This window comes from Mesorhizobium maamorense (assembly GCF_044998965.1).
Lineage (GTDB): Bacteria > Pseudomonadota > Alphaproteobacteria > Rhizobiales > Rhizobiaceae > Mesorhizobium.
Window position 1 is genome coordinate 5,778,525 of record NZ_CP173356.1, and the last position, 14,365, is coordinate 5,792,889.

Below are 14,365 nucleotides of genomic sequence, written 5' to 3' on the forward strand. Positions count from 1 at the left end.
CCTCGATTATCACATCAAGATTGCCGTTGCATCGTCCTTGCACCAATCGGCCACTCGGCCCGACCGTGAGAGGAGATTACGATGACGGTAAGCGTCAACCCCGCCACCTTGGAATACCCGGTTGAGGTAAAACCCGCGCGGCGGTCCCGCAAGACGATGATCAAACGCACCGTTATCGGGTTGGGTCTGGTGGCCGGCCTGACCGCGGCTGCGCTCTACGGCTATGACTATTGGACGGTCGGACAGTATCTGCAATCGACCGACGATGCCTATGTCAAGGCCGACTATACGGCTGTCGCGCCGAAGATCTCGGGCCACATCGCCGAGGTGCTGGTCGAGGACAACACTCACGTCAAGGCGGGCCAGGTTCTGGCCCGCATCGACGATCGCGATTTCAGGACCGCGCTAGACCAAGCGCAAGCCAATGTCGAAGCAGCCGAAGCGACGCTGCATAACCTCGACGCCCAGATCGGCCTGCAGCATTCGGTGGTCGAACAGCAAAAGGCCAACGTCGCCGCAACCGAGGCGAAGCTCAAATTCGCGCAGCAGGAGGGTGACCGCTATAAAACCCTGCTGAAAAGCGGCTACGGCACCAGCCAACGCGCCCAGCAGGCCGAAGCCTCCCTTGGCGAAAACGAAGCCCAACTGCAGAGGGATCGCGCCGCACTGGTTGCTGCCCGCAAAGCAATCGACGTGCTCACGACTGAGCGCGGCAAGGCGGAGGCCGAGCGCGACAGCAGCCAGGCCGCCCTGCGTCAGGCGAAACTCAATCTCTCCTACACCACGATCACAGCGCCCGTCGACGGCACCGTCGGGGCCCGTTCGCTTCGCGTCGGCCAGTATGTGCAGGCCGGCACGCTGCTCATGGCGGTGGTGCCGCTGAATGCGGTCTATGTCGTGGCCAATTTCAAGGAAACACAGCTCACTCATGTGCAGAGCGGACAGCCGGTCGAGATCGCCGTCGACGGCTTTCCCGGCGTGGCACTCAAGGGCCGCGTCGACAGTGTGTCGCCGGCCAGCGGTCTCGAGTTCGCGCTGCTGCCCCCGGATAACGCCACCGGCAATTTCACCAAGATCGTGCAGCGCATCCCGGTGAAGATCGCGATCAACGACGGCAGGCTCGCCGGCAAGCTGCGCGCCGGCATGTCGGCGGAACCGACGATCGACACGAAGGCAACCATCCTGGCCGAACGGGGTGAACCGGACAGCGGCCGCCGGATCATCGCCGGCTGGTAACTCGTAGCGGCTGCGCGAGGTTCTCCGAGACCTCGCATGGTGGCCGCCACGCCAGTGTCTCACGCGCGCTTCGTCAAACAAGGAATTCAGCCGTGCCCGCAACCCTCACCACCAACCCCACGCCTGCGCCGATGGCAGCCAAAGCATCGAGCCTGGCGCCGACCGATGCCTCTTCCGCCCCGCTCAAGACCTGGATCGCCGTCATTGGCTCGACGCTCGGCGCCTTCATGGCGGTCCTCAACATCCAGATCGTCAACGCATCGCTAGCCGACATTCAGGGCGCCATCGGCGCGGGCATCGATGACGGCGGCTGGATATCGACCGCCTACCTGGTGGCCGAGATCGTCGTCATTCCGCTCACCGGCTGGCTGTCGCGGGTCTTTTCCATCCGCGTCTATCTTCTGGCCAATGCAATCCTGTTTCTCGCCTTCTCGGTTGCCTGCGCCTTCGCGCAAAACCTTCAGCAGATGATTGTTCTGCGTGCTTTGCAGGGCTTTTGCGGCGGCGTGCTGATTCCGGTCGCCTTCACCATCACCATAACCCTCCTGCCGAAGGCGAAGCAGCCGATCGGATTCGCCCTGTTCGCGCTGTCGGCGACCTTCGCACCAGCCATCGGGCCGACAATCGGTGGCTATCTCACCGAGAACTGGGGTTGGCAGTTCATCTTCTATGTCAACTTGGTCCCCGGCGCGCTGATGGTCGGCATGCTGTGGATGTCGCTCGAAAGGGCGCCGATGCAGCTCTCGCTGCTGCGCCAGGGCGACTGGGCCGGGATCATCACCATGGCGATCGGGCTCGGCTCCTTGCAGACTGTGCTCGAGGAGGGCAACAAGGACGATTGGTTCGGCTCGCCTTTCATCGTGCGGCTGTCCATGATCGCCCTCGTCAGCCTCTCGCTTTTCCTGTGGATCGAGTTGAGAAGCGAAAGGCCCTTGCTTAACCTCAGACTGTTCGCCCGCTGGAATTTCGGGTTCTCCATCCTGGCCAGCTTCCTGCTCGGAATTGCGCTCTACGGGGCGGTGTTCATCCTGCCCGTCTATCTCGCGCGCATCCAGGGCTACAACGCTCAGCAGATCGGCATGGTGCTGGCCTGGACAGGCCTGCCGCAACTGGTGCTGATCCCGCTGGTGCCGCAGTTGATGAAGCGTTTCGACATGCGCATTATCGTTGCCTTCGGCTTTGCGCTGTTCGCGGCGAGCAATTTCATGAACATCGAAATGACGGCGGCCTACGCGTCGGAGCAGTTCTTTTGGCCGAATGTCGTCCGAGCCGTCGGTCAGGCGCTGGTCATGGTACCCCTGGCTGCGGTCGCTACGGCCGGCATCGAGCAGGAGAACGCCGGCTCTGCCTCCGCATTGTTCAACATGATCCGGAATCTCGGCGGCGCCGTCGGCATCGCCATGCTGCAGACTTTTCTGACCAAGCGCGAGCAGTTCCACTCCAACGTGCTGGTGCGGTCGGTGTCGCTGTTCGAAGAGAGCACTCGCGCGCGCATCGAGCATCTGACCCGGTACTTCCTGGCGCATGGCGCCGGCGATCGCGCAGCCGCGATGCACAAGGCCGTCATCGCCATCGGACAGATGGTGCGCAAGCAGGCTTTCATCATGGCTTTCAGCGACGCGTTCTATCTGCTCGGAGCAGCCCTTGTCGTCGCGTTCTTCGCCACGCTGCTGTTGCGCAACCCGGGCCATGTCGAGGCAGGTGGTGCGCACTGAACCATCGGAAAGGAGAACTATAATGATTTCAAATCCCGACTACGCCTGCGCGGCCCCGGAATGTGAGTCTGTCACGGTGCACCGCCAGGAGACTCAGCAAATTCGAATGCTTGGCAGAGACTGTGCCGTTCCAAGTAGGGCACTTTAGCCCATAGTGCGATTTTGGCACCGGCTGCCGCCGTCTTGCCAAAACCGGCTGAATTCCGAAAATCGAGCCAGTGGCGTCGCGCTGGAAACGCCTGGAAGTCTATTGATTTCAATAGGGTAAAATGGCGCGCCCGAAGAGATTCGAACTCCTGACCCCCAGATTCGTAGTCTGGTGCTCTATCCAGCTGAGCTACGGGCGCGCATCAGGTCATGCTTTCCATGACCCCGCGATCCGATCCTCGAGGACCGGCCGCGAATGTGTGCAGTTCCCTAGCGACTGAATTCGCGAAAAGCAAGCCGATCCGGCAAAAGTTTTGTCGTCGATGCGTCATCCGCTGGATCCGGCCGGAAATCGGGTTGTTCGAAGCGGCATTCAGGGCGAAGGGGGCCGGACCGGTTTGCGGGCGAAACAGCGCCCAAGCCTATCAGGCCGGGCGGCGCAGCCCGTTGCGGGCCTGGTCGAGCCGCACCGGCTGGTCGGGAATGGTGACGGCGAAGGTGGTGCGCCCGCCGATCGATTCGACCAGCTCCACCGTGCCGCCATGCGCGCGGATCAGTTCATGCGCGATCGCCAGGCCAAGCCCGGTGCCGCCGCTGCGCGCAGAGCCGCGGAACGCCGCGAACAGGTTCTCGCGCGCCTTCGGCGGCAGGCCGGGACCGGTGTCGGTCACGACGATGCGGCTGACGCTGCCCATGCGCTCGGCCGAAACCGCCAGCCGGCGCACCACGGCGCTCTCCGTGTCCGCCGCCATCGCCTGCACGGCGTTGCGGCACAGATTGGTGAGCACGCGGAACAACTGGTCGGAATCGGCGTCCACCTCGAACGCCTTTTCGACCGCGTTGATGAACTCGATGCCTTCCTCGATGTCGAGCAGGCCGTGCACGTCCTCGACCAGCTGGCGCAGCCGCACGCGCCGGCGCGAAGGCGGCGGCTCCTGCGTACGGCCGTAATGAAGCACGCCTTCCGAGTAGGAGACCGCACGGTCGAGCGCACGCAGGAGCTTCGGCGCGAAGGCCTGCACGGTCGGATCCTTGACCTGGCGCAGGCGGTCCGAAATTAGCTGCGCCGAGGCCAGGATGTTGCGCATGTCGTGGTTGATCTTCGACACGGCGAGGCCGAGGTCGGCCAGGTGCTTCTGCTCGGTCAGCATCTTCTGCAGCCGCTCCTGCATCTGCGACAGCTCGCGCTCGGCCACCCCGATCTCATCGGCGCGAGCGGCGGGATGAATGATCCGGCTGGGGTCGTCGGGGGCCTGCGAGAAGGACAGCATGGAGCGCGTCATGTTGCGGATCGGTCCGATCATGATCAGGTCGATCGCGGCATAGACCAGCATGGCCGTGAACAGCGAGATCAGCAGCGAGACGAAGGCGACGTTGCGCGAATAGATAAGCATCGCCTTGCGCAGGCTGTAGTCCGGCATGATCAGCTCGAACTCCTTGTCGCTGTCGCCGACCGGCCCGAAGACGCGCAGCATCCGGTTGCCGCCGAAAAACAGCGTGTCGAGCGCGCCGGTCATGCCCTTGACCATGCCGACGCTGGCGAGGTCGATGTGCTCGTCGACCTGCGGCGGCATGTCGGCCACCACAAGCAGCCGCGACACGCCGCCGTCGCGCACCGCGATCGCCTTGGCGCCGATCGCCATAAGCACGTCGTTCTGCGCCGTGCGCGACAGCGAGGTCGGTTCGCCCTGCACCAGCACGATCGATACGGCCGCGGCGGTACTCAGCCGCTCCTTGAGCCAGGCCAGCCGGTAGCTGGCGATCCAGGGCAGGAAGATGAGCACCTCGGCCAAAAGCACGAAAACGATGGTCAACAGCAGCAGTTTTGTCGACAGGCCGCGCGACAAGGGTACGCTGCGGACGGCGGCTGGCGCTGGTCCTGTCCCTTCCTCGGCGTGCGTGGTTTCGCTCATGCGGTCCTGTCTTCACAATCGCTTGATCAGCCCAGATTAGGCGATTGCGGCTTTTTTGCCAATTTCCCCCTTGGTCGGAGAGATATAATTGCCGCCGAAAGTGCGCATCCCGGGCCCGGCGACACCGGCCCGGCACCGGCCCGGCACCGGATTGACTTCCAAAACCCTTCTTTCTATAAGCCCGCTCACGCTCGGGCCATTCGTCCCGGCGCGGTTTCGATCGCGCCAAAGCCGGCCCGGCAAAGCTCCTGTTACAGAGTGACAGAATCAAGAAGGGCCGCACCCCGCGGTATTAAAACAAATGAAGCGTACCTACCAACCGTCCAAACTCGTCCGCAAACGCCGGCACGGTTTCCGTGCCCGCATGGCCACCAAGGGTGGTCGCGGCGTCGTCGCAGCTCGCCGCAACCGCGGCCGCAAGCGGCTCAGCGCCTGAGCGAGACAAGATCGTTGCCCGCAACCGGCAAGCCAGTGGGACAAAATCCCAAGCGGCTTCTGAAACGCGCGGAATTCCTGGCCGTCCGCCGTGGTGAAAAACGTCGCGGGCGGTTTTTCCTCGTCGAGGTCCTCGACCGCGGCGACGGCGGCGCGCCGCGCGTCGGCTACACCGTCACCAAGAAGGTCGGCAACGCGGTCGTGCGCAACCGCGTCAGGCGGCGGCTGAAAGAGGCCGTGCGCACCCATGCGGCCGATGACATGATGCCCGGCAATGATTATGTCATCGTCGGGCGCGATGATGCGCTCCGCGCCCCGTTCGGCCAGTTGAAGGTCGAACTCTCCCGCCGACTTCGCGGAACACGATAGGCCAAGGGCTCTCGATGGAAAACAACCGAAACTTCTTCATCACCATCGCGCTGTCGGTGCTGATCCTGACCCTGTGGCAGGTCTTCTACATGAACCCGCGCGTCGAACAGCAGCGCGAGGCGGCGCGCGTCGAGCAGCAGCGCGTGGAAGAGCAGAAGAAGGCGGCAGAGACAGCCAATCCGGGCGCGGCAACGCCGGCACCGGCCGGCACCGCTCCCGGTGCCATCCCCAACGCGCCCGGCGGCGACACCGTCACCGCGGCCAGCCGCGACCAGGCGCTGGCGGCTTCGAAGCGCGTCAAGATCGACACGCCGAGCCTCGAAGGCTCGATCAACCTGACCGGCGCCCGTCTCGACGACCTCAAGCTCAAGCACTACACCGAAACCGTCGACAAGGATTCGCCCGAGATCGAACTGCTCAACCCTTCGGAGTTGCCCAGCGGCTACTTCGCCGAGATCGGCTTCGTCGGCAACGACAAGACGGGCACGGTACCGGGCGCGGATACGGTGTGGAACGTCGAAGGCAATCCGACGCTGACCCCGTCGACGCCGGTGACGCTGACTTACACCAGTGACAAGGGGCTGACCTTCAAGCGCACCTTCTCTGTGGACAGCGACTACATGTTCACCGTTTCCGACGAGGTGCGCAATTCGGGTTCGGCCCCGGTTACGCTGTCGAATTACGGCCGCGTCACGCGCTACGACAAGCCGGCAGTCGCCAGCACCTACGTGCTGCATGAAGGCCTGATCGGCTTCACCGGTGCGGAAGGCCTCCAGGAACACAAATACGCGTCCATCGAGAAGGACAAGGAAGTCAAGCCGGGCAAGTCGACGGACGGCTGGCTTGGCATTACCGACAAATATTGGGCGGTGACGGTGGTTCCGAGCGAGAAGCAGCCGTTTCAGCCGCGCTTCGGCTATTTCGTGGACGGCCGCCACCGCTACCAGTCCGACTTCCTCACCGACCCGATCAATGTCGAGGCCGGCCAGTCGGCAACCGTCGAGACCGAGGTCTTCGCCGGCGCCAAGGAAGTCGCCAAGATCAATGCCTATGCCGAAGACCGCCACATCAAGCGGTTCGACCTGCTGATCGACTGGGGTTGGTTCCACTTCATCACCAAGCCGATGTTCTGGCTCATCGACACGCTCTACAAATTCCTCGGCAATTTCGGCCTGGCGATCCTCGCCACCACCGTCATCGTCAAGGCCATCTTCTTCCCGCTCGCCAATAAGTCCTACGCGTCGATGGCGAACATGAAGAAGGTGCAGCCCAAGATGCTCGAGATCCGCGAGAAATACGCGGACGACAAGATGAAGCAGCAGCAGGCGATGATGGAGCTGTACAAGACCGAGAAGATCAATCCGCTCGCCGGCTGCTGGCCGGTGGCATTGCAGATCCCGGTCTTCTTCTCGCTCTACAAGGTGCTCTACATCACCATCGAGATGCGCCATGCGCCGTTCTTCGGCTGGATCCAGGATCTGGCCGCGCCCGATCCGACGTCGATCTTCAACCTGTTCGGCCTCGTTCCGATCACGCTTCCGCACATGCTGATGATCGGCGTCTGGCCGCTGATCATGGGCGTCACCATGTTCCTGCAGATGCGCATGAACCCGACGCCGCCGGATCCGACGCAGGCCGCCATCTTCACCTGGATGCCCGTCATCTTCACCTTCATGATGGCTGGTTTCCCGGCAGGCCTCGTCATCTACTGGGCCTGGAACAACACGCTGTCGATCCTTCAGCAAGGCGTGATCATGAAGCGCCAAGGCGCCAAGATCGAACTGTGGGACAATCTGCTAGCGCTGTTCCGCAAGAAACCGTCGCCAGCGGAATAGAGGCGCCGGCTCACGATTTCAAAAAGCCCGGTTGCCCGGGCTTTTTCTTGTGCGCCGGCATCGGTCCACGTCCGCCCGCGATGGGCGAAACTGCAAACGCGCGGCACCGTCCGATCCGGCAAATGCGCTTGTCCACCATCGAAGACTCGCTCCCGGGGCGATTGGTGCTATACGGCGGATTACGCTACTTTGACGAGGTGTGCGCCGACGCGGGACGCGTCCGCCAGCCAATTCCCGGACGAACCGCCATGACCGGACCCAATCCCGACATCAAGCACCCGATCCCGATGCACACGCGCGTCGGCTTCCTCAAGGCGCTGGTGAGCGCGCCCAACATCGAGATCGGCGACTTCACCTATTATGACGATCCGGAAGGGCCGGACAAATTCGCCGAGAAATGCGTGCTGCACCACTATGCCTTCATCGGCGACAGGCTGATCATCGGCAAGTTCTGCGCCATCGCCGAAGGTGCCCGCTTCATCATGAACGGCGCCAACCACGCCATGTCCGGTTTTTCGACCTATCCGTTCAACATTTTCGGCCATGGCTGGGAAAAGGGTTTCGACCCCGCCACATGGTCGAAGGAGGTGCGCGGCGACACGGTGGTCGGCAACGATGTCTGGATCGGCATGGAGGCAGTGATCCTGCCGGGGGTGCAAATCGGCCATGGCGCCATCGTCGCGGCGAAGTCCGTGGTCACGCACGACGTGCGGCCCTATGCCATCGTCGCCGGCAACGCGGCCAAGGTCGTCAAGATGCGTTTCGACGACAGGACGATCCGGCGGCTGCTGGCGGTGGCTTGGTGGGATTGGCCGGTGGACAAGATCAGCCGCAACCTCGATGCCATCAGGGGCGCCGATATTTCTCTTCTGGAGACAGCAGCTTGAACGCTCAATACAGCACCACGATCGGCACGGACCTGTTTACCCGCGGGTGGATCTTCATCCGCGGTGTGCCCGCCATGAAGTTCCTGCCGCCGGAAGGGCCGCCGGAAATCGCCTTTGCCGGCCGCTCCAACGTCGGCAAGTCGTCGCTGATCAACGCTCTGGTCAACCAGAAGGGCCTGGCGCGCACCTCCAACACGCCGGGGCGCACGCAGGAACTCAATTATTTCGTGCCGGACGGATTTTCGGGGGAGGGCGCCGACCTGCCGCCAATGGCATTGGTCGACATGCCGGGCTACGGCTATGCCACCGCGCCCAAGGAAAAGGTCGACGATTGGACGAAGCTGGTCTTCGACTATCTCAAGGGCCGTGTCACGCTGAAGCGGGTTTATGTGCTGATCGACGCCCGCCACGGCATCAAGGCCAAGGACGACGAGGTGCTGTCGCTGCTCGACAAGGCGGCGGTTTCGTACCAGCTCGTGCTGACCAAGACCGACAAGATCAAGGCCGCCGGCGTGCCGCGGCTGATTGAGGAGACGCTTGCCAAGATCAAGAAGCGACCGGCGGCGTTTCCTTTCGTGCTGGCGACGTCATCGGAAAAGGCCGAGGGCCTGGAGGAGCTGCGCGCCGCGATCGTGCTCGCGGCCAATGGCGGCTAGCGGCACAAAAAGCCGGGTTAAGCCTTCGCCTCCAGGGCGATCATCTTGTGGCTTTCCTCCGCGGCAAGCATTTCGGTGCCATAGGCCTTCAGGAACATGTCGACGCCCGACCTGACGATATGGTCGATTTCGTCCTGGTTCGGAGCCTTGGCGCGATAGGCGAAGATGCACTGCCGGAAAAGACCGGCCAGGCAGAGTTCTGTGAACTGATAGGCGGCAAGGTCGACATCGTCGATCTTGAGCAGGCCACGGTCGATGGCGGCATTGAGGAAGGTCACGACCTTGTCGTGGCCGCGTTTGGGGCCGCGTTCGTAAAACCGCGCGCCCATGTCGGGTATCCTGTCGGAGGCGCCGATCACCGTGCGCTGGGCCTGGATGACCTTGGCCGAGGTGATCTTCATGGACAGGACCTTGCCGAATTTCACCAGCGTCTCGCGCAGGTCGTCGGCACGGTCGAGCACGTCATACATGTTCTTGAAGATCGTGCCGCGCTCTTCCTCGATCAGCGCCTCGAACAGCTCTTCCTTGTTTGCGAAGTAGACATAGATGGTGCCTTTCGACACGCCGGCTTCCCGCGTGATGTCGTTCATCGAGGCCGCCTCGAAGCCCTTGTCGATGAAGACCCGGCGGGCGCCATCGATGATCTGGCTGCGCTTGACCGGATCCTGTCCGGCTGCCGGGCGGCCGCGGCGCAAGCCGTCCAGCAGGTCGCCGCAATTGTCGTTTTCGACGTCGGGCGTTGTGTCGGCCATTAAAGTCACACCTCGAAAATAATTCGAACCAAGCGGTTCGATTGCCTCTTGATATGGTCCTCTTTAGGCGCTATGTCAACGGCCGGATCGAACCGAACGGTTCAGTATTATAATTTAGAGAGATGTCATGTCCTCGAACGCGCCGTCCACCGCCGAAGTCCGTCCTTTCCCCAACGCCAAGGTTGCTCCGGCGACGGAAGCACCGGAAGTTCCCGTCCAGCCAGTCGCAGCGCCGCCCCTGGCGGAAACTCCGCCGAAGAAAAAGCGTTCCGTGCGCTCCTTCCTGCTGCCGATCATCGGCGTCGCCTTGCTCGGCGCCGGCGCATGGTACGGCTACGATTACTGGACCACCGGCCGTTTCATGATTTCGACCGACGACGCCTATGTCCAGGCCGACATGGCTTTCATTTCGCCCAAGATCTCCGGCTATGTCGATCAGGTCAAGGTCAGCGAGAACCAGCAGGTCAAGGCCGGCGATCCCCTGCTGACGGTCGATGACGGCGACTATAAAATAGCGGTCGCCCAGGCCGAGGCGCAGATCGCCACGCTGGCCAGGACGCTCGATCGCATCGATGCGCAGACCAAGGCGGCGCAGGCCTCCTTGCAGCAGGCGCAGGCCGCCAAGACCGCCGACCAGGCCGCGGCGGCCAATGCCGCGCGCGCCCAGCAGCGCGCCGCGCAACTGCTCAAGACCCATGTCGGTACTCAGGCGCAACTCGACGACGCCCAGACGGCGCTCGACCAGGCCAACGCCGCTCTCGTCGGCGCCGACGCGCAGATCGCCGCAGCACAGGCCAATATCGGCGTGCTGGAGGCGCAGCGTGCTGAATCGGCAAGCACGCTGGCATCCTTGCAGCTCAGCCGCGACAAGGCCGCGCGCGACCTGTCCTTCACGGTGCTCAAGGCGCCCTATGACGGCGTTGTCGGCAACCGTTCCGTCGAGCAGGGCGACCTCGTCAGCCCCGGCCAGAAGCTCGCCGTCATCGTGCCGATGAACAAGCTCTACATCGTCGCCAACTTCAAGGAGACCCAGCTTGCCCGGCTGGTGCCCGGCGAAAAGGTCAGGATTTCGGTCGATGCCATCGACGGCGAGCCCATCGAGGGCACTGTTTCCTCGCTGGCGCCGGCCTCGGGTGCCGTGTTCTCGCTGCTGCCGCCGGAAAATGCCACCGGCAATTTCACCAAAGTGGTGCAGCGCGTCCCGGTCCGCATCGACGTGCCGGCCGATGCGCTGAAGAGCGGCAGACTGCGCGCCGGCTTAAGCGTCGTTGTCGCCGTCGACAGCCGCACCGCGCCGGCCGCGATCAACTGAGCGCGCTCCGGGGAGCAACGCCATGGCCACCGCAACCCTGACCGCAGGAGCGCCGCCGGCGAGGCCGGCTGTGCCTGACACCATCTCGACGCGGCGCGTCATAGCCTTCCTGGCGATGGTGTTCGGCATGTTCATGGCCATCCTGGACATCCAGATCGTCTCGGCCTCGCTGGCCGAGATCCAGGCTGGCCTGAGCGCCAGTTCCGACGAGATCCCTTGGGTGCAGACGGCCTATCTGATCGCCGAGGTGGTCATGATCCCCCTGTCCGGCTTTCTCAGCCGGATGCTGTCGACGCGTGTTCTGTTCACAATTTCGGCGGCGGGTTTTACCGCTGCAAGCGCGCTCGCCGCGACCGCCACCAACATCGACCAGATGATCGTTTACCGCGCCATCCAGGGTTTTATCGGCGGCGGCATGATCCCCAGCGTCTTTGCGGCCGCCTTCACCATCTTCCCGCCGTCGCGCCGTGCCGTCGTGTCGCCGATGATCGGCCTGGTGGCCACCCTGGCGCCCACCATCGGTCCGACCGTCGGCGGCTATATCAGCCACGCAATGTCCTGGCACTGGCTGTTCCTCGTCAATGTCGTGCCCGGCATTCTGGTGACGACGGCGGCCTGGTCGCTGATCGACTTCGACAAGCCCAACCTCAAGCTGTTCTCGAAGTTCGACTGGTGGGGCCTTGCCGGCATGGCGGCGTTCCTCGGCTGCATGGAATATGTGCTCGAGGAAGGCCCGAACAATGATTGGCTGCAGGATCAGGCGGTGTTCATCTGTGCCGTCGTCATGACCTTCGGCGCGGTGCTGTTCTTCTGGCGGGTGTTCACCGCCGAGGAGCCGATCGTCGATCTCAAGGCGTTCAGCAATATCAACTTCGCCTTCGGCTCGCTGTTCTCCTTCGTCATCGGCATCGGGCTTTACGGTCTCACCTATCTCTACCCCGTGTTCCTCGGACGCATCCGCGGCTACGATTCCATGATGATCGGCGAGGCGCTGTTCGTCAGCGGCCTGGCGATGTTCTTCACCGCACCGGTCTCGGGCATCCTGTCGAACAAGATGGACCCGCGCCTGATGATGATGATCGGCTTCTTCGGCTTTGCCACCGGAACATGGTGGATGACGCATTTGACCGCCGACTGGGATTTCTACGAGCTGCTCATCCCGCAGATCCTGCGCGGCTGTTCGATGATGCTGTGCATGGTGCCGATCAACAACATCGCGCTCGGCACGCTGCCGCCCGAGCGGCTGAAGAATGCATCGGGCCTGTTCAACCTGACCCGCAATCTCGGCGGTGCCGTCGGCCTCGCCCTGATCAACACGGTGCTGATCGACCGCAACGCCTTCCACTATGCAAGGCTCTCCGAGCACGTGCAGTGGGGAAGTGCGGCCGCGCAGCAGAAGCTTCAGAACATGACGCTCAATTTCGAGCAGACCGCCGGCCTGGATGCGGCCAGCGCGGCGATCTCGAAATTGTCGGGCATGGTCCAGCAGCAGGCGGCGCTGCTGTCCTTCATGGACGTGTTCTACATGCTGACGGTGCTGTTCGCGACGCTTGGCCTGTTCACCATGATGATCCGCAAACCGGCGGCCGCCGGCGGTGGTGGCGGCGGGCACTGACACCAGGGCAATACCGGAGAAACGATTTGCGTCCTGAATCGCGCTGGAAGCAAGGAAACACGGGCAGCCGTTTCGGGAAGCTCCTCCAGTCCACGCCCGAAATGACTGACCGCTAAAAAGTCCGGGTCGCAAGCCCGGAGTTTTTTCATATCGCGGCCGCATGGTCTCAGGCGGTGGCGGGCTTGAAGCTCAGCGCCACGCCGTTGATGCAGTGACGCAGCCCGGTCGGCGGCGGGCCGTCGTCGAAGACATGGCCCAGATGGCCGCCGCAGCGGCGGCAGTGGACTTCGGTGCGAGTCATGCCGAGCGACCGGTCCTGCGTCTTGCCGACGGCGTTGGCGATCTCCTGCCAGAAACTCGGCCAGCCGGTGCCGGAATCGAACTTCGTCTCGGAGGAGTAAACCGGCAGGTCGCAGCCGGCGCAGGCGAAGACGCCCTTGCGGTGCTCGTTGAGCAATGGGCTGGTGCCGGGATATTCGGTGCCTTCCTTGCGCAGCACGTCGAAGGCCGCGGGAGACAGGATCGCGCGCCATTCGGCATCGGTCTTGGTGACTTCGAAGGTCTCCGCCGCACGTGCATCCTGCGATCCGCCCATGCGCAGCAGAGATGCCGTGCCGGCGACCACGCCGATGGCGGCGGCGCCGCTCAAGAGAAAGTCGCGACGGTTCATGGCCAATCCTCCTGCTATCTGTTTGCCACATTCAACGCTCGGCTGAAAATCAAAAGCCGTTGAGGGCCGAACGTTACCCGCACCAGCCTCCTGGATGGAGCCACAGTGCGGAGCGGACGCCTGCCGGCGCAACGCGTGTACGAAGTCGCGCACCGGCAGGAGAGCCTTGCTGCCTGTTCGCCGGCAGCGAGCCGTATGTTACATCTTCGGCAAAAGAACCTTGTCGATGACGTGGATGACGCCATTGGACTGCCTGACGTCGGCAATCGTCACATGGGCGACATTGCCGTTCTCGTCCGTGACGGTGACCTTGCCCTTATCGGCCTTGAGCGTCAGCTCGCAGCCGCCGGCGGTCTTGACTACATGCGCGCCGCCATCGGCCTTGGCCATCTTGGCGACGTCGGCGGCCATCGCTTTCGCCGCGATCACATGGCAGGTCAGGACCTTGGTCAGCTTGTCCTTGTTCTCGGGCTTGAGCAGCGTTTCGACCGTGCCGGCCGGAAGTGCTGCAAAGGCCTCGTTGGTGGGAGCGAAGACGGTGAAGGGCCCGGCGCCCTGCAGCGTGTCGACCAGGCCCGCTGCCTTGACGGCAGCGACCAGCGTCGTGTGGTCCTTCGAATTGACGGCGTTCTCGATGATGTTCTTCTTGGCGTACATGGGTGCGCCCCCGACCATCGGATTGGCGGCATAGGCGATGGTGCCGAGCGCTGAGAGGCCGATCGTACCGGCGAGCAAAAGGGTGGCGAATTTACGCATGATGTAAGTCTCCTCGGGTTGTTTTCCCCATCATTGGGAACGCGAGGAGATACGGGCCATGAAAAAC

At 63.1% G+C, this 14,365-nt stretch carries 13 protein-coding genes and 1 tRNA gene; 9 read left to right on the forward strand and 5 right to left on the reverse strand.

The window, feature by feature from the left end; genetic code table 11:
• Positions 1 to 81 precede the first annotated feature (81 nt).
• Both ACIU1A_RS28895 and ACIU1A_RS28900 read left to right on the forward strand, forming a co-directional pair.
• Complete coding sequence (locus ACIU1A_RS28895) at positions 82 to 1,236, forward strand: HlyD family secretion protein (RefSeq protein ID WP_404925879.1); 1,155 nt, start codon at positions 82 to 84, stop codon at positions 1,234 to 1,236.
• Positions 1,237 to 1,367: 131 nt separating this feature from the next.
• Positions 1,368 to 2,951 carry an MDR family MFS transporter gene (locus tag ACIU1A_RS28900; protein WP_404928029.1) on the forward strand — a complete coding sequence of 528 codons (1,584 nt, stop codon included), beginning with the start codon at positions 1,368 to 1,370 and terminating at the stop codon, positions 2,949 to 2,951.
• Positions 2,952 to 3,221: 270 nt separating this feature from the next.
• On the opposite strand, the gene ACIU1A_RS28905 is transcribed toward ACIU1A_RS28900, so the two are convergent.
• Both ACIU1A_RS28905 and ACIU1A_RS28910 read right to left on the reverse strand, forming a co-directional pair.
• Positions 3,222 to 3,298: transfer RNA gene (locus ACIU1A_RS28905), tRNA-Arg, on the reverse strand.
• Between the two features lie 225 nt (positions 3,299 to 3,523).
• Positions 3,524 to 5,011, reverse strand: coding sequence for an ATP-binding protein (locus ACIU1A_RS28910; RefSeq protein WP_140551653.1), 1,488 nt, complete (start codon positions 5,009 to 5,011; stop codon positions 3,524 to 3,526).
• A 301-nt stretch (positions 5,012 to 5,312) separates the two neighbouring features.
• Between ACIU1A_RS28910 and rpmH the strand changes: the two genes are divergently transcribed.
• The 5 genes from rpmH (at position 5,313) to yihA (ending at position 9,193) form a co-directional block, all read left to right on the forward strand.
• Positions 5,313 to 5,447, forward strand: a complete 135-nt coding sequence (gene rpmH / locus ACIU1A_RS28915) for a 50S ribosomal protein L34 (protein WP_008833937.1) — start codon at positions 5,313 to 5,315, stop codon at positions 5,445 to 5,447.
• A 14-nt stretch (positions 5,448 to 5,461) separates the two neighbouring features.
• A complete protein-coding gene (gene rnpA / locus ACIU1A_RS28920) occupies positions 5,462 to 5,815 on the forward strand; it encodes a ribonuclease P protein component (protein ID WP_140491500.1) in 354 nt (117 codons plus the stop codon).
• A 14-nt stretch (positions 5,816 to 5,829) separates the two neighbouring features.
• Entirely contained in the window at positions 5,830 to 7,650 is a 1,821-nt protein-coding gene (gene yidC, locus ACIU1A_RS28925) for a membrane protein insertase YidC (protein ID WP_140554640.1), read from the forward strand.
• Positions 7,651 to 7,898: 248 nt separating this feature from the next.
• On the forward strand, positions 7,899 to 8,537 hold the full coding sequence (locus ACIU1A_RS28930; RefSeq protein WP_404925880.1) for a CatB-related O-acetyltransferase: 639 nt from the start codon (positions 7,899 to 7,901) through the stop codon (positions 8,535 to 8,537).
• The gene (yihA, locus tag ACIU1A_RS28935) at positions 8,534 to 9,193 is read left to right on the forward strand and encodes a ribosome biogenesis GTP-binding protein YihA/YsxC (RefSeq protein ID WP_404925881.1); all 660 of its coding nucleotides are present in this window, start codon (positions 8,534 to 8,536) and stop codon (positions 9,191 to 9,193) included. The genes ACIU1A_RS28930 and yihA overlap by 4 nt, the downstream gene beginning before the upstream one ends.
• A gap of 17 nt (positions 9,194 to 9,210) precedes the next feature.
• Here the strand turns inward: yihA and ACIU1A_RS28940 are convergent, their stop codons facing one another.
• Positions 9,211 to 9,945 (reverse strand): TetR/AcrR family transcriptional regulator, encoded by a 735-nt coding sequence (locus tag ACIU1A_RS28940; protein WP_140514299.1) that lies wholly within the window; start codon positions 9,943 to 9,945, stop codon positions 9,211 to 9,213.
• Between the two features lie 127 nt (positions 9,946 to 10,072).
• Between ACIU1A_RS28940 and ACIU1A_RS28945 the strand changes: the two genes are divergently transcribed.
• Together ACIU1A_RS28945 and ACIU1A_RS28950 are read left to right on the forward strand one after the other, a co-directional pair.
• Positions 10,073 to 11,257: an HlyD family secretion protein gene (locus tag ACIU1A_RS28945; protein ID WP_404925882.1), complete on the forward strand. Its 1,185-nt coding sequence runs from the start codon at positions 10,073 to 10,075 to the stop codon at positions 11,255 to 11,257.
• 22 nt (positions 11,258 to 11,279) lie between these two features.
• Positions 11,280 to 12,872 (forward strand): DHA2 family efflux MFS transporter permease subunit, encoded by a 1,593-nt coding sequence (locus ACIU1A_RS28950; RefSeq protein ID WP_140491487.1) that lies wholly within the window; start codon positions 11,280 to 11,282, stop codon positions 12,870 to 12,872.
• Between the two features lie 166 nt (positions 12,873 to 13,038).
• Here ACIU1A_RS28950 and msrB read toward each other — a convergent pair whose 3' ends face one another.
• Both msrB and ACIU1A_RS28960 read right to left on the reverse strand, forming a co-directional pair.
• A complete protein-coding gene (msrB, locus tag ACIU1A_RS28955) occupies positions 13,039 to 13,542 on the reverse strand; it encodes a peptide-methionine (R)-S-oxide reductase MsrB (RefSeq protein WP_140491485.1) in 504 nt (167 codons plus the stop codon).
• A 198-nt stretch (positions 13,543 to 13,740) separates the two neighbouring features.
• On the reverse strand, positions 13,741 to 14,298 hold the full coding sequence (locus ACIU1A_RS28960; protein WP_140491483.1) for a fasciclin domain-containing protein: 558 nt from the start codon (positions 14,296 to 14,298) through the stop codon (positions 13,741 to 13,743).
• Between the last annotated feature and the right edge of the window lie 67 nt (positions 14,299 to 14,365).

Bases quoted from the DNA above. Each gene is read 5' to 3' on its own strand.
- ACIU1A_RS28940 (WP_140514299.1), bottom strand. From the start codon at position 9,945: ATGGCCGACACAACGCCCGACGTCGAAAACGACAATTGCGGCGACCTG.
- yidC (WP_140554640.1), top strand. From the start codon at position 5,830: ATGGAAAACAACCGAAACTTCTTCATCACCATCGCGCTGTCGGTGCTG.
- ACIU1A_RS28910 (WP_140551653.1), bottom strand. From the start codon at position 5,011: ATGAGCGAAACCACGCACGCCGAGGAAGGGACAGGACCAGCGCCAGCC.
- ACIU1A_RS28950 (WP_140491487.1), top strand. From the start codon at position 11,280: ATGGCCACCGCAACCCTGACCGCAGGAGCGCCGCCGGCGAGGCCGGCT.
- ACIU1A_RS28900 (WP_404928029.1), top strand. From the start codon at position 1,368: ATGGCAGCCAAAGCATCGAGCCTGGCGCCGACCGATGCCTCTTCCGCC.
- ACIU1A_RS28895 (WP_404925879.1), top strand. From the start codon at position 82: ATGACGGTAAGCGTCAACCCCGCCACCTTGGAATACCCGGTTGAGGTA.
- ACIU1A_RS28960 (WP_140491483.1), bottom strand. From the start codon at position 14,298: ATGCGTAAATTCGCCACCCTTTTGCTCGCCGGTACGATCGGCCTCTCA.
- msrB (WP_140491485.1), bottom strand. From the start codon at position 13,542: ATGAACCGTCGCGACTTTCTCTTGAGCGGCGCCGCCGCCATCGGCGTG.
- rpmH (WP_008833937.1), top strand. From the start codon at position 5,313: ATGAAGCGTACCTACCAACCGTCCAAACTCGTCCGCAAACGCCGGCAC.
- ACIU1A_RS28930 (WP_404925880.1), top strand. From the start codon at position 7,899: ATGACCGGACCCAATCCCGACATCAAGCACCCGATCCCGATGCACACG.
- ACIU1A_RS28945 (WP_404925882.1), top strand. From the start codon at position 10,073: ATGTCCTCGAACGCGCCGTCCACCGCCGAAGTCCGTCCTTTCCCCAAC.